Annotated in this window: 12 protein-coding genes; 2 read left to right on the top strand and 10 right to left on the bottom strand. The window is 36.1% G+C overall.

Annotated elements, in window-relative coordinates; genetic code table 11:
* Window positions 1-5: 5 nt before the first annotated feature.
* The 4 genes from C240_RS05770 to C240_RS05755 all read right to left on the bottom strand — a co-directional run bounded on the left by C240_RS05770 (window position 6) and on the right by C240_RS05755 (window position 5,325).
* A complete protein-coding gene (locus C240_RS05770) occupies window positions 6-2,153 on the bottom strand; it encodes a glycoside hydrolase family 3 N-terminal domain-containing protein (RefSeq protein ID WP_271492122.1) in 2,148 nt (715 codons plus the stop codon).
* Between the two features lie 37 nt (window positions 2,154-2,190).
* Window positions 2,191-3,021, bottom strand: a complete 831-nt coding sequence (locus C240_RS05765) for a carbohydrate ABC transporter permease (protein ID WP_271492119.1) — start codon at window positions 3,019-3,021, stop codon at window positions 2,191-2,193.
* A 14-nt stretch (window positions 3,022-3,035) separates the two neighbouring features.
* Window positions 3,036-3,920, bottom strand: coding sequence for a carbohydrate ABC transporter permease (locus C240_RS05760; protein WP_271492116.1), 885 nt, complete (start codon window positions 3,918-3,920; stop codon window positions 3,036-3,038).
* A gap of 163 nt (window positions 3,921-4,083) precedes the next feature.
* The gene (locus tag C240_RS05755) at window positions 4,084-5,325 is read right to left on the bottom strand and encodes a sugar ABC transporter substrate-binding protein (RefSeq protein ID WP_271492113.1); all 1,242 of its coding nucleotides are present in this window, start codon (window positions 5,323-5,325) and stop codon (window positions 4,084-4,086) included.
* 281 nt (window positions 5,326-5,606) lie between these two features.
* Here C240_RS05755 and C240_RS05750 point away from each other — a divergent pair, with 281 nt between their 5' ends.
* The gene (locus tag C240_RS05750; protein WP_271492111.1) at window positions 5,607-6,014 is read left to right on the top strand and encodes a VOC family protein; all 408 of its coding nucleotides are present in this window, start codon (window positions 5,607-5,609) and stop codon (window positions 6,012-6,014) included.
* 70 nt (window positions 6,015-6,084) lie between these two features.
* Here C240_RS05750 and C240_RS05745 read toward each other — a convergent pair whose 3' ends face one another.
* Genes C240_RS05745 through C240_RS05735 form a run of 3 tightly spaced genes read right to left on the bottom strand, consistent with a single transcriptional unit; the run spans window position 6,085 to window position 7,842 of the window.
* Complete coding sequence (locus C240_RS05745) at window positions 6,085-6,393, bottom strand: carboxymuconolactone decarboxylase family protein (protein ID WP_271492108.1); 309 nt, start codon at window positions 6,391-6,393, stop codon at window positions 6,085-6,087.
* 9 nt (window positions 6,394-6,402) lie between these two features.
* On the bottom strand, window positions 6,403-6,828 hold the full coding sequence (locus C240_RS05740) for a cupin domain-containing protein (protein WP_271492105.1): 426 nt from the start codon (window positions 6,826-6,828) through the stop codon (window positions 6,403-6,405).
* A 30-nt stretch (window positions 6,829-6,858) separates the two neighbouring features.
* On the bottom strand, window positions 6,859-7,842 hold the full coding sequence (locus C240_RS05735; RefSeq protein ID WP_271492102.1) for an aldo/keto reductase: 984 nt from the start codon (window positions 7,840-7,842) through the stop codon (window positions 6,859-6,861).
* Window positions 7,843-8,123: 281 nt separating this feature from the next.
* Here C240_RS05735 and C240_RS16360 point away from each other — a divergent pair, with 281 nt between their 5' ends.
* Entirely contained in the window at window positions 8,124-8,210 is an 87-nt protein-coding gene (locus C240_RS16360) for a putative holin-like toxin (protein WP_442896578.1), read from the top strand.
* A 283-nt stretch (window positions 8,211-8,493) separates the two neighbouring features.
* Here the strand turns inward: C240_RS16360 and C240_RS05730 are convergent, their stop codons facing one another.
* Genes C240_RS05730 through C240_RS05720 form a run of 3 tightly spaced genes read right to left on the bottom strand, consistent with a single transcriptional unit; the run spans window position 8,494 to window position 14,716 of the window.
* Entirely contained in the window at window positions 8,494-12,486 is a 3,993-nt protein-coding gene (locus C240_RS05730) for an endo-alpha-N-acetylgalactosaminidase family protein (RefSeq protein ID WP_442896577.1), read from the bottom strand.
* 42 nt (window positions 12,487-12,528) lie between these two features.
* On the bottom strand, window positions 12,529-13,521 hold the full coding sequence (lacD, locus tag C240_RS05725) for a tagatose-bisphosphate aldolase (protein ID WP_271492095.1): 993 nt from the start codon (window positions 13,519-13,521) through the stop codon (window positions 12,529-12,531).
* 16 nt (window positions 13,522-13,537) lie between these two features.
* A complete protein-coding gene (locus C240_RS05720) occupies window positions 13,538-14,716 on the bottom strand; it encodes an SIS domain-containing protein (RefSeq protein ID WP_271492092.1) in 1,179 nt (392 codons plus the stop codon).
* Window positions 14,717-14,723: the final 7 nt, after the last annotated feature.

Here is a 14,723-nt window from a genome sequence, read left to right as displayed (position 1 = left end):
CCTATCTATTTCAATAATTTAAATGTGCCAGATAATCCTGTCACGCTACTTGATCCTAACATTACTTCGAACTCTCCTGCGTCACTTCCGTAGCTTTGATCGCTATGCACATAACGTAAAAGTTCTTCATTTATCGTAAATTCAACCGTCTTTTGCTCATGTGGTCGTATGCTTACTTTTTTAAACCCTTTTAATTCTTTGACTGGACGAACAACTTCGCCTACTAGATCACGAATATAAAGTTGAACGGTTTCTTGACCAGCAGTATCTGATTGATTTTCTATAGTAACCGAAACTGTGATTGTGCCATCAGCCTCTAATTCATGCGCACTAAACTTTAAATCAGTGTAAACAAATTCACTATAACTTAAACCAAAACCAAAAGGATATTTTGCGAAATTAGAAACGTCTAAATATTTCGAAACATATTTTTCATCACCTGGCACGTATGGTCGACCAGTATTATCGTAGTTATAATATACTGGGACTTGCCCTACTGTTTCAGGGAAAGACATACTCAAACGACCGCTTGGATTATATTTTCCATAAAGAATTTCGGCCAAAGCTGCACCACCTTCTGTACCAGGGAACCACGCTTCTACAATTGCCTTCGCAGAATCAATACCTTGTAAATCCAATGGTCGACCATTATACAGCGTTACAATGACGTTTTTATTTACTTCTTGAACAGCTTTGAATAAATCTAGTTGCGCCTGTGGTAAACGAATATCGCTACGACTTGAGGCCTCACCACTCATCCAATCTTCTTCACCTAATGCTAAAATAACTTTGTCAGCGCCTTTAGCTAAAGTAACTGCTTCATCAATTGCTGCTTGAGTTGGTTCAAAATAATCAAAGGTTTCCGTACCAGTCACATAATCAGCATCTAATTGACCTGCTCCTTGAACTAATGAAACTGCTTCTTCTTTTTTCCCTTGCCATGACCAAACACCTAAAACATCTTTCGAATTGGCAGCTGGTCCAACAATCGCAACATTATCTTGTTTTGATAATGGTAAAATGCCATCGTTTTTCAATAAAACAATCGATTTTTTAGCAACATCTCTAGCTACATCACGATTTTCTTTAGATAATACTACTTCTTTTTCTAGAATTGCATCAGCACCTCTATGAGGATTTTCAAATAAACCTAAATCATTTTTCAATGTCAAAATCCGCAAAACAGCTTCGTCTAAAATCGCTTCTTCTACGCGTTTTTCCTCAATTAATTCTTTTAAATTTTCTGAATAGCAAGTAGTCATCATTTCAATATCCACACCTGCTTTAATCGCCAGTTCCGCCGCTTCTTTTTTATCTGCTGCCACGCCATGAGGAATCAGCTCAATAATCGCGCCCCAGTCAGAAATAACGACACCGTCAAAACCAAATTCATCTCTTAAAACATCTCTAAATAACCATTTATTACCTGTAGCCGGAATACCATCGACTGTATTAAATGATGTCATCACTAATTTTGCACCCGCATCAAGTGCTGCTTTATAGCCTGGTAAATAGCTGTCCCGCAATTGTCTTTCAGACATATTGACTGTGTTATAATCACGACCACCAATTGCTGCACCATATGCTGCAAAATGTTTCACACAGGCAGCGACACGGAAGAAATCATTTTTTAGATCATCACCCTGATATCCTTTAACAAACGCTTCTGCAAAACGACTATTTAAAAATGGGTCTTCCCCCGTTGATTCCATCACACGACCCCATCTAGGATCACGGACTAAATCGACCATTGGCGAAAATGTTACGTGTAAACCGGATACAGCCGCTTCTTTAGCAGATACTTCCGCAACTTTCTCAGCAACTTCTGGGTCCCATGAACTACCTAATCCAAGCGGTATTGGGAAAATCGTGCGGAAACCATGAATAATATCTGCCATTAAAATCGTTGGAATCCCTAAGCGATTATTTGCCATATATTCCTTTTGAACTCGAATTGCTTCTTGTGCACCAGAAATTCCTAGTGTTGTCCCAGCATTATTAATATCATCATGCGTTAAACCAAGATTGGTCATCGGTCCAGTTTTTTCTTCTGCTTTTTCTGAATAAAATTCAGCAGCTAGTTGTAATAACTGTCCAATTTTTTCATCTAAGGTCATTTGCTGTAATAATTCTTCTAGTTGCTTTTGTTCCATTTTTTATTCACCTGTTTTTCTATAGTTTTCTTTACCGCTATTTCATTCCTGAAACATTGAATCCTTGTAAAATGTATTTTTGGAAAATGGCAAATACGATTAGAATTGGAATAACCATAAATGTGGCTCCTGCCATTTGCAGCGCATAATTTGTTCCATGTTGACCTTGTAATAATTGTAAGCCAACGGATAATGTGTAATATTTTTCATCATTGGCAATAATCAACGGCCATAAGAATGAATTCCAACCGCCAATAAACGTTAAAATTCCTTGAACAGCTAAAATTGGACGACTTACCGGTAAAATAATTTTGAAAAAGATATACCATTCACTTGCTCCATCTAAACGAGCAGCTTCAAGCATTTCATTAGATATCGTGCCCATAAACTGTCGGAATAAAAAGATTCCAAATGCACCCGCTAAACCCGGTAAGACAATCCCGATTAGTGTATTCGTTAAACCAACAGAATTTAGCAGTAAATACACAGGAATCATTGTTACTTGTCCCGGAATCATCATCGTTGCTAAAACCATTAAGAATAATTTGTTTTTCCCTTTAAAATCATACTTAGCAAATCCATATCCAGCCATAGCATTCAATAAAAGTCCGATAAATGAACAAGCTGTAATAATTAATGTGTTTTTAAGATAGGTCCCAAAATTTAGTCTAAAAAATAGTTCTTTAAAATTATCTAGTGTTGCTTCTTTTGGAAATAAACTAGGTACAATTTGATTGATTTCTGCATTCGTTTTAAATGAAGAAAAAATCATCCAAAGAAAAGGGAAAAAGGTCATAATACCCATAACACCTAGCAGGATACCAATAAAAACTTTAAAACTCATTTGAGCATTTTTATGCGATTTCATCTCGTTCTCCCCTTTTACCCTTCATTTTCTTTTTGTTTCGTTTGAATTTTCATTTGGATACTTGTCACGATGATTATGGCAATGAATAAGATTACTGATCCTGCTGCTGCATAACCAAATTTATTATATTGGAAACCACTTTGATAGATAAATAAGGCTACTGATAATGTACTATCTAGAGGTCCACCTTTTGTCATTACAAATGGTTCGTCAAAGAATTGGAACCAGCCTATTAAGGTTGTCACAGTTACAAAGAAAATTGAGAATTTTAGTAACGGAATAGTGATTTTGATAATTTGCTGCCATTTATTTGCACCATCTATCTCAGCTGCTTCATAGTATTCTTTGGGAATTCCTTGAATTGCTGCTAAAAAGATTAACATGTTTAAACCAATCGCTTTCCATACAGCAATAATGATTAAAGAAATTTTTGATGTACTTGGATCTGTCAACCACATAACTGAGCCGATATTTAAGTAAGAGAGTAGATGATTAAGCAAACCGATTGTCGGATTATATAAATACATCCATACAACTGAAACAGCCACCGTATTTGTAATCGAAGGACTATAAAAAACTAAACGCATAAAAGAAAAGAATTTATTTTCACCAAAGTTAATCATAATTGCTAGAGCTAAGGAAAAAATAATCACAAGCGGCACACCGATAATAACGTAATAAGCTGTATTAAACATCGCCTGCCCAAAAACTTTGTCGCCAAATATATTTAAATAGTTATCAAAACCAATAAAATTGATTCTCGAAAAATCAGCTAATCCAGCTAAACTCATATCAGTGAAGCTGATTGCTACTGCAATAAAGATGGGAATAATTGAAAAAACAAGTAATAAAGCCACGGCTGGACCAATAAAAAAGTAAGGTGTTTTAGTTTTTTTCACGTTAGTTACCTCCTTCTAAATAGAAAGCCAAACAGAAATATCCTTATTTAAGGAAATGTCAGGCTAAAAAACAAAAGGAATAAAAGCTATGTTCATTTCAGTCCTTTAAAGACCAGTCATAAACAATCGATCATCTGCTTTTATTCCACTTTTCATCTTACTTTTATTTGATCAACGTTTCTGTTTGTTCATTTAGTTCATCCATTGCTTCTTGGAGATTTTTGCCGCTTACAACAACTTGTTCCCACTGTTTCATAAAGTTTTGTGAAATCTCGTCCCATTGTTTTAATAAAGGCATAGGTTGAGATTCATTTAATTGTTCACCGAAAACAGAAATTAACGGATCACTCTTGAAGACATCTGCGTTCCATGATTCTTTACTTGTTGGAAGTGAATTGGTATTTTCAAAGAATTTTGTTTGGTTTTCTGGTTTTGACAGATACTCAATCAATTTCATTGCATCATCTTTTTTCTTAGAGCTGCTGAAGACTGCTAAGTTTGCGCCACCAGTTACAGATGTATTACTCACAGGTCCTTTTGGTAATTCGGCTACGCCCCATTTTCCATCGATATCAGGAGCAGATTCTTTAATACTGTTAATCATCCATGGTCCACTGATGAACATAGGAACAACACCGTCTCCACCAAAACTTTGACCAATTTCTAACCCTAGATCAGTTTTGGGCGCAGAACCATCTTGGACTAATTTGTCTAAGTATTTTAATGCATCAACCATCTCAGATTCATTAAAGACTGGTTCCCCCTCTTTATCAAACAACTCTGAGCCATTTTGGCGAGCAAACATAAACCCAAATGTCGGTTCTTTTAATTCCACGTTAAAACCATATTTATTATCCCCACGTGCCGCTAATTTTTTAGCTGCATCCGCTAGTTCGTCCCATGTTTTTGGTGCTTCTTTATAGCCAACACTTTCTAGCAAATCTTTTCTATAATAAAGTGCACGAGTTTCTGTATACCAAGGAACTGCATAATATTGTCCATCAAACTTCGTTGTAGCTACTGAACCATCAAAGAAATTATCTGTTTTTAAAACATCGCTTTTTTCTATATCTTCTGTAATATCAACCAAGGCTCCTGCATCTACGAACTCACTCATATATGTTGTTCCCATTTGAACGACATCCGGACCTTCTTTAGAAGCAACTGCCGTGAGTAGTTTATCTCTGGAAGTTGACCAAGGAATACTTTGGATTTTCACTTTAATACCCGATTCCTTCGTAAATTCATCAACAATTGGCTTTATTCCTTGATCCCCATCACCCATATACCAAAAGGTTAACTCGTCTGAAGCGCTTTCTTTTTTTCCCGAAGAACAGGCTGCCATCACACCTACAGTCGTTACTAAAATTGTTCCTAATAAGCAAAGTTTTTTCCAAGATTTCATGTTGCCACTCCCTTAATCATTTTAGTGAAACGTTTCTACAAAAATGATTATAACTCGTGATAAACATAAAAGCAAGCGTTTTCTTATGCTGAAAATGGTATATATTCCAGATTAAGAAAAAATAATAATAAAAACGTTTCACCGAAAGAGCTAGAAATAGTAACTCTACTTTTCGGTTTTACTTAATTTTCTATTGTAATTAATTCTCCTCAACTGGTCCACTTTTTTTGCCTCACTCAATTCTTGTATGCTAAAATAAAAATAAAAAGGTGGTAATTTTAATGCCAATTGCAACATATTTTACGTTTGAAGATCAAGCTCAGGATGCCATTACTTTTTACGAAGAAGCCTTTGAGGTGACAGTCAAAAATTTGGTTACATACAAAAGTCTCGGGATGCCCGATTTGGATGAGAAAAGCCAAAATTTAGTAATGAATGCTGTTCTTGAAGTGGAAGGTCATTCATTTATGTTTTCAGATACTCCAAGCTTTATGAGTAAAGTACCTTATGGTAGAAATATCGGCATAGTAATCGAGCTAACAGATGCCAGTAAATTAACGACTTATTTTGAAAAGCTTTCTCAAGACGCAGCAGATATTATGCCTTTGCAAAAAACAGAATGGTCAGATCTTTTTGGGCAAATAACAGATAAATTTGGAATTGCTTGGTCTTTTAATTTAATCGGTTAAAAATAAAGCATCAATCCAAACAGCTACTAAACTGTTTGGGTTGATGCTTTTCCATCTTGCTTTTTTCTCGTTAGAAAATCTCTTTCGCTAAACCAAAAGCTGACCAAGCTTTGGGCCACCCTGTATAAAAGGCTAGGTGGGTAATCAGTTCAATCATTTCCTCTTTCGTTACACCATTTTGGTGAGCTATTTTCATATGAGCCTCTAATTGTGGTGCACCCTGTGTTAGTAAACTAGCGCAGGTAATCATGCTTCGATCACGAGCGGAAAGTTCTGTTTCTCTTGACCAAACTTCACCGAATAATATATCATCATTTAATTCCGCAAATTTAGGAGCAAAATCACCTAATTGGTCTCGACCAGCAGTTTGTTTTGTCATAACAACACCTCATTTTGAAATTGATTTTTTTAATTGATTATAAAGCTCATCAGAAACTGGTTCCAACCATTCAGGTGTCCCAGCTGTAATTGCTAAATGTTCAAACCAACTATCTTCAGCCGCGCCATGCCAATGCTTTACTCCATCATGGGTAACTACTGTATCACCAGCTTTTAAAAATTGAGCAGGTTTTCCATCTTCTTGATACCAACCTTCGCCGCCAGTCACTAATAGTAATTGAAATCCATCATGATGAATATGCCAATTATTCCGACAACCGGGCTCAAAAGTAACATTTCCAACACCAACATTAATCTTTGGGTCTGTAATCAAGTTTTTTAAATAACTTTGTCCAACAAAATATTTTGCATACGCATCATTTTTATCTCCAACTGGAAAAATTACGCCGTCTTTTACTTCTTCAAACTTTGCCATTACCTATTCCTCCTAGTATCAAGATCAGTTTTATTTATGACCAACAATGACATGAGGAACATACGGTTCTTCTAAAAACTTTACTTCCTCTTCAGTTAAAACTAGATCCAAGGCTGGCATCGCTTGAGTTAAATGACTTTCTTTCGTTGCTCCAATAATCGGTGAAACAACTGGTGCTTTTTGAAGTAACCATGCAAGTGCCACCTGTACTCGCTCAACGCCACGTTTTTCAGCAACTTCAGCGACTCTTTCAACGATAATTCGATCTTGTTGTTCAGTAGTATCATATTTGGACATCGCTGTAGTATCGGTTTCAAAACGCTTCGTGTGCGCACCCCAATCTCTGGTTAAACGTCCAGAGGCTAAAGGACTATAAGGAGTAACAGCAATTTTTTGATCTTCACACAATGGTAACATTTCTCTTTCTTCTTCACGGTATAAAAGATTTAAATGGTCTTGCATGGAAACAAATTTTGTCCAACCATTTTTTTCTGCAACTGCTTGTGCTTTTGCAAATTGCCAAGCAAACATGGCCGACGCACCAATATATCGAACTTTTCCTGATTTCACTACATCGTGTAGCGCCTCCATTGTTTCTTCAATCGGCGTATTATAATCCCAGCGATGAATAATATACAAATCTACATAATCCATACCTAAACGTTCTAAACTAGCATCGATTTGATGGAAAATTTCCTTTCTTGATAATCCACCGCTATTTGGTACGTCTTTTTTCATTGTGGTAAATAGTTTTGTCGCTACAACGATTTCATCACGATTAGCATATTCATTCAACGCTTTTCCAAGGATACGTTCACTTGCACCATAAGAATATACATTGGCAGTGTCGAAAAAATTAATGCCTAAATCTAGTGCTTTTTTTATAACTTTTTTGCTTTCTTCTTCTTCCAACACCCACTCATGGAACCCGCTATTTGGATCGCCAAAACCCATAGCACCTAAACAAAGTTGTGAAACTTCCATACCTGTATTACCAAATTTTACATATTTCATTGAATTTCCTCCTTGTCTTCTTTCGTTATTCATAGGAACAACTATAGTCTATTCCTTAAAGTGCACTTCAAGTCAAGTGTTTTATTTTAAATTGCAACGAATCTTTACTACGTAACATGGAAATTAGGGAATGGTTATTATTAGCATTTGGTAGAAGAAAAATATATTTCCTTAGTCAATGCGTATATTAATAGTGTAGAAAAGTGAAAAAGATGGTGGCTAAATCTCTGAAGAAGGGGTGATGCCTATGGTTCTAGGCTTTATTCCAGTAAGGAAGAAGTATGTCTGTATTTGAAACATTGACACTAATGCTCGCTTTTGCGGCCTTAGTTTTACAAATTATAGATAAAAATAGACCAAAAAAATAACCATCTAAAAACCACTTTGACAAGTTTAGATGGTCAATACACATAACTAGTCACCGTCTTTTGAACGGGATCTACAAGAGAGGTAGGATTTCCTGCCTCTTTTCAGAAATATAATAACATAATTAATTCTTATTGTCACTATTATTATTCTTTTACGTAATTTATTTTTAGTTTAGCATCATATTCACCCATGATTATTCTAACTAAAAAAAACAACCTTCAACATTAGACTATTTTATCTAACGTTTGAAGGTTGCTTTATAAAGGATTATTCCATGAAATCCTACTTAACTGTCACAGTAAAATTATCAATAATCAGATCATACGCTCCACCAGTTGTATAGATTCCAAATGTTGTATCACCATTGCTACTACCAGTGATCTCAACTTCATATTTTTTAGTTTTTCCATCTGCAGAAGTCGGTAAAATTTCTCCTACTTTTGTCAGATCTTTAGGTGCAGTGTATTCTCCTGTAATATAACCCGCTGAGAAAATATCTTTACCGTCTGTTTGATAGTCAAAACTAATGATATATTTTTTGCCTGACTCAAAGGTGATATTCTGCGGAGTAGTCTGCAACATTAAACCAGCTCCTTGCTTATGAGCTTTTAATGACCAATTGCCTGATAAAACATCTGAAACTTTATTACCGTTCCAACCAAATTGAGTGTATGGTTCGTTTTTCTCGGATAAATGGACACGTGGATCTTCCACGCCACCCGCTTGCCCTTTTACAAATGGGAACAAGCCCACAGCTTGAGTGTCTTCAAAATCTTGTTTGATAAGTGTTTGATTATCGATATTCATTACATCAGTTTGACGTTCCACAATCCGAATAGCATTAAATTTAGTAGTCGTAGAGCCTGCTGCTGCTGATAATGTAAGGACCACTTTCTTAGCATTTTCTGGCACAACAAAATCAACTCTAGTTTTTTGCATGTATTGCGGATATTTACTACTTGTATGGTTTTTATCTGCTTGAATATAATTTTGAACAACGGAATTACTATATTCTTTAGCATATTTTTTCCCATCGATATCGATACTTATTTCAGCCTTGCGATTATGCGTTTCTGTATTAACATAAACACTATATTTCCCAGCTTTTAATTTGGCTAGCTCTTGCTTAACTTCTATTTTTTCTTTACCAGCCGTTAATGCGTAAACGCCATTTGAATCTCTCACTACTGTTGGATTTCCTTGAGTAATTTGCCAATTTGTAGTCAATGTATCTTTTGCATTAAAACCAGGATCTTTAATTGCAGTATCTGCTCCAAATGCAACAGCTGTTTGTGTTGCTGGTTCTGCAATTACGTAAGGTGTTTTGGCTTCGGCTTGGATAGTTATTTTATTGTTTGCTATCGGTGCCAAACCTTTATCGATTCTACCTTGATCCGTTAGTTCATAAAGATGCAAATTCGTTTTTCCTTGTAATTGTTCTGGTAGCGTCCACGATGTTGCCCCACCAGTTTCGTTCCAATGGTATAACTTGAAGCTATCGTTAACTGTCCAAGGTAATAAGTAGCTGTTGCCTCGTAATACTTCCGTATCATTTAAAGTGATAACTCTTTGATCGTTACCATCTTTTTTTGTTACAACAACTTGATCTGTATCATTAGCTAGCTTAATTGTACCGTAAATTTGTCCATTTGAAGCTGTTGTGGTATCCCAGTTAGTTATTTGATAATGTTGTAAAAATTTAGTTGGAACGTTGATTGCAAAGGTTTTTTCTTCATAACTATTAAAATCTGTCTTACCAACCCAGCCCTCATATGCTTCAAATTCTGCCCCACCTAATAACGGATTATCAGAAATAATCCAAGTATCTTTTTGGTGGTTGCGGATAAAACGAACGATATTACTATTAAATCCTTTAGTTGACGTTCCGCCGTACGCTTTTTCAGCAGACCAGTGGTTCCAAATTGAATCATATTCTAATGCATTTGGAAATTCATTCGCTGTTATCCAACCAAGTCCGTTAATTTCTTTTCCTAGCTGACGACTTAACCAGCCAGCTTCTCCCTGATTTCCCCAAACATCAACATAAATGTAATCCAAATTAGGAACTTTTTCTTTTAATTCCTTAAAGCGTTCAAAACGATCACCAGACATTGTATCTGGTCGTTGCTTGATAAAGTAGGAAGGATCTAGCCAATCCCAGCCTCTTTTGGTCGGATCAACCAATTTTTCACTGAATGATTTGGCTTCTGGATAAGATTCAGTATCATTAATATGAACACCATAAATTGCGTTTAACTTATGACCTTCATCAATTAAATAGTTCATATCAGCAGCGTCGCCTTGACGTTTTCCTATATCACCATAATCTGGATGAGCTGAATCATGACCTTCGTTTTGGTATCCTTTAAGTAGGTTCATTTGACCTAAACCATCAGTTAGATTATAAACTCGTTTTGTTTCATCTAATGTTACCGAAAACGGATTTGTTGCCTGACTCGCAAAATTAAAAGGAATTCGCTGGTTAACTAGTTCAGGTACCCTTTCAGCTCCTACTGGATTATTCATAATCTCACGATAACTGATTGCTGCATCTTGCCAGTCAATTTTTCCATCACCATTTAAATCTTCAGCAAATTTAATTTTCAACTCTGGGATATCGCCTGTTAAATAATTTTCTGGTGCTTCAAAAGGCCGATAAGTCCAAGCGCCACTCCACATTGAGCTTACAAAGCCATTCGCTGTCTCTTTTGTCTGTTTATAGATTCGGTGGTTGTCGTTGTTATCAACACTTCCATCTCCGTAAGCATTTGTCCAGATACTAGCTGCATATTTATTTGTATTTAAAAAACCGTACATATATTGCTTAGTTCCAACTTCGCTGGATGTTGTTAAATCTTGGAACGTGTCACCATTTTTATTTCCATTATTTGAGTTAGTCCCCGTGTTCATTACAACACCAGCAAACGCGGCGCCCTCATCCGTTCCATTAACCGAAAGTAGCCCTTGATTGGGAATAGCAATCGTATGGATTTTAGTACTTCCTTCTTTAATTTCAGTAATTTTCATCCCGAATTCCTTACCGTCTGAAACAGTAAATGTCACATTAAAACTCAATCCTATTTCAGAAACAGAGACTTTGTAAGAAACGCTATTACTGGAACTTCCTACTTTCACAGCTGTTGCAGGATAATTTTTCCCATCGATTGACACTTGATTGATTTTTTCTTGTTGACCTTTAAAAATAATCTGATTATTATTTGGATTTTCATAGCGAATCACACGTGGAAATGTTGGATCTAAAACTGCTCTAATATCAGAGGCGGTAATTTTATCTCCATCTTCACTTGAACCATCTGCAATTACTGTAACAGTTGCTTTTGCTTGCAACGCTGTTCCATTAACTGAACCATTCACAGTAAAGCTACCTGGTTTTTGATATTTTTCTGAGTCAATAGTATCCCATGTCACGTTTTCATCTTTTTGATTTCCAGTATTATAAATTGTTTTTACTGTTTGAGGCAAAGCTGGTGCAGTTCCTACTTTCGTAAAAACTTTTACAGGAACAATTTCGGTAATTTCCGGAACTAACTCTGGAATACTACCAACATCCCCACTTTTAAAATACTGATAGCTAATTGATTTTTGGTCATACCAAGTTCTAAAACCTGTACGTCCTCCATTTGTTGGAACTTTTGAACCATTTGCTAGTACTGGTTCACCTTCATAAAATTGATTGCCGTTTAGCCAGATCGTGATTTTTGTTCCAACATAACGAACTTTCAAAATATAATTTGTATCTGCTGTTAACGTCGGGCCTGAAATACTATCGTTCCAAGAAGTCGGGCTTTCTACTAACCATTTTCCGTTGACATTATACCCCACAAAAACCCAACTATCTTTGGAAGCACCTCTGATGATTACACCTGTCCGCCCATCTCCATTTTGAAGTTTGAAGGACGTTTCAACTTCGCCATCTTTTTTTTCAGGAGAATCTAAATTGATTGAAACGGCATTATTCCCTACAGACGTATTTCTAGATACTTCCAAGCGATTTTCTTTTATTACTTTACTAGTGCCGCCTACCAAGTCTTGCCAATTTCCTACTTGTCCATTAGAAAAATTAGTTTGCCAATAATCAGCAGCTACTTTTGCTTCTACTTGGTTCGCTGTTTCATCAGCCACTCCAACTTCAGTATTCAGGAAAAATGCCCCTAGTAATGGGATAAACAAACTAACCAAAATCATACACTTTTTTTTCACTTTCTTGTCTCCTCTCATCATTGAATGCGCTATCATTCCGGGATTTAGCAACACTAGATTGAACATACTCTGATCAATCTAGCTCATTACTATATTTCAGTCCGAAACTTCAACTTTTTCATGCCAAGAACTTGCCGTTTGCTCAACTACTTCATTCAATTGCTGAATAAAATCTTTTCCAGCCGTTTTAAACCATTGATTTGCTTGTATTTCACCACTTTTAACAAAAGGAACAACACCGTCTTTCCAAGTTGCACGCCCGCATAGTACACCGTTAAAGGTTGAACCGGATTCTTTTGCAAATCTCAAAGTGTCCTGAAATAATTTTGCCGAAACACCTGCACTTAGGAAAATAAATGGTAAATGGGTTGCATCGCTCTGTTGTTTGAAATAATCTAAGGCTTCACCACGAGTATAAACCACATCCTCCTCTCCAAATTCTTCTACATATTTCATATTTACTGGAACTTCGACCTTTAAAACATCGACTTTATATTGTGGTTTGGAAAATTCCTTCATCATATTAATCACTTTTTTGGGCTTCAATTTTGCATAACTTTTAGACGTAGTATCAGATATTTCGGCATCATAAGAAAGTAACTCTAGATAAAAAGGTAGATCTTCTCCCTGACATTCACTACCCAAACGTTCAATAAATCTCTGTTTCTTCTTATTGATTTCATTGGTTTCATCTACATCATAATAAAGTAAAAACTTAATCCCATCCGCACCATTTTCTTTTAATTCTCTGACCGACCACTCCTCTAAAAGATCCGGCATTCTTCCAGGCGTGGATGCATCATATCCTGTTTTTTCATAAGCTAATAATAAACCTGAATTTGCTTCTCGGACATTAGCTGCCGGGATTCCATATTCTGGATCAAGTAAAATTGCAGAAGCATACGGCGTTAACTCACGAGAAACCAGTGTTTTGAATTCTGTAATTTGTTTTTCTGTCCCATCTTGACCTAAAGCTGAAATCATTTTTTTTAACGCACCACGCTGATCGATTGCTAAGGCTTCAATTAAACCATTTTTTGTAGATAGCCTATCCATCGCTGCTTTTTTTCCAGGTGTCATTTTTAACATTCTTATCTCCTTTCTATTAACTATCATAGTTATAAATATTCACACCTTTTACCACTCGATTAACCGTTCCTGTAGCAGATGGCGTATCTGGTGTATTTTTCACTTTCAATGAGCTATGCAACGCGATTGTTTGGGCGAACATTACATATGGCAATGCTAGATAAGCTGACGGTAAATCCATGCCTCTACTGTAAGTAAAACGCGTGCCGGAAAAATTCTGCGTTCCAGAAACATCTAGTGTGATAACATCATCAGCAATTTTGTCTCCTTTAATCTCTTCGGCAATATCCAAATCATATTTTCTTGTATACGGGTGATTACTAACAAAAATGAAAACTAAAGTTTGAGCGTTAATAAAGGATTTTGGTCCATGTCTAAAGCCTACAGATGAATCAAAAATCGTCGTAATTTCCCCAGCTGTTAGCTCCAACACTTTCAGTTGCGCCTCACGTGTTAAACCCGATAAACTATCTGAGCCAAGATAAGCAATGCGTGTATAATCATTTTTAAGCAGTTGTGAAATTTCATTTTCTCTAGCAAGTACTTCTGTTCCCATGCCGATTATTTGTTGTACAAACTGCTTCTTACTATCAAGAGTATTTGAATCAAAAATCAATAACCCGCTTAACAACATGCAAGTAAAGCTTCCTGTCATTGCAAAACCTAAATCATTTGATTTTTCTGGCATTAATAATAATAAATTGTTCGAGTCATCTTTCGCTTCCAATGCCAAGTGCCCCTCTTTTGCACATGTTATCGTGATTTGGTAAAGGGTTTTAATCAATTGTTTCGCTAATTTCACCGTAGCAACCGATTCTGGAGAATTTCCGCTTCGAGCAAAAGAAACTAGAATAGTTGGACAATCTTGTTTTAAAAAATCTTCTGGAGCAGATACAATGTCTGTTGTCGGAATACTTTCAAAATCAAATTCAGCTTGGTTCCCCATTTTATTTAAGTATGGTCTAAGGACATCTCCAACATACGCGGAAGTTCCTGCACCAGTAAAAATTACTCGGATCTTTTCATGGTTTTCTACCGCAATGATTGAGGAAATAAATTCATCTATTTTGGGTTGCTGTTTTTGATAGTTATTCAAGGTTTCCTGCCATAAATCAGGTTGCTGTTTAATCTCTTGAGTAGTAATGGCCGCACTCAGTTTTTCTAATGTTTCTTGAGATTCTGTAAATAATTCCATCGTTACC

This window comes from Enterococcus sp. 5H (assembly GCF_028128615.1).
GTDB lineage: Bacteria > Bacillota > Bacilli > Lactobacillales > Enterococcaceae > Enterococcus_L.
This window is presented reverse-complemented; position numbering and strand designations above follow the sequence as displayed.

Coding starts and splice junctions, on each gene's coding strand:
- C240_RS05770 (WP_271492122.1), bottom strand. CDS start 2,153: ATGGAACAAAAGCAACTAGAAGAATTATTACAGCAAATGACCTTAGAT.
- C240_RS05765 (WP_271492119.1), bottom strand. CDS start 3,021: ATGAAATCGCATAAAAATGCTCAAATGAGTTTTAAAGTTTTTATTGGT.
- C240_RS05755 (WP_271492113.1), bottom strand. CDS start 5,325: ATGAAATCTTGGAAAAAACTTTGCTTATTAGGAACAATTTTAGTAACG.
- C240_RS05750 (WP_271492111.1), top strand. CDS start 5,607: ATGCCAATTGCAACATATTTTACGTTTGAAGATCAAGCTCAGGATGCC.
- C240_RS05745 (WP_271492108.1), bottom strand. CDS start 6,393: ATGACAAAACAAACTGCTGGTCGAGACCAATTAGGTGATTTTGCTCCT.
- C240_RS05740 (WP_271492105.1), bottom strand. CDS start 6,828: ATGGCAAAGTTTGAAGAAGTAAAAGACGGCGTAATTTTTCCAGTTGGA.
- C240_RS05735 (WP_271492102.1), bottom strand. CDS start 7,842: ATGAAATATGTAAAATTTGGTAATACAGGTATGGAAGTTTCACAACTT.
- C240_RS16360 (WP_442896578.1), top strand. CDS start 8,124: ATGTCTGTATTTGAAACATTGACACTAATGCTCGCTTTTGCGGCCTTA.
- lacD (WP_271492095.1), bottom strand. CDS start 13,521: ATGTTAAAAATGACACCTGGAAAAAAAGCAGCGATGGATAGGCTATCT.
- C240_RS05720 (WP_271492092.1), bottom strand. CDS start 14,716: ATGGAATTATTTACAGAATCTCAAGAAACATTAGAAAAACTGAGTGCG.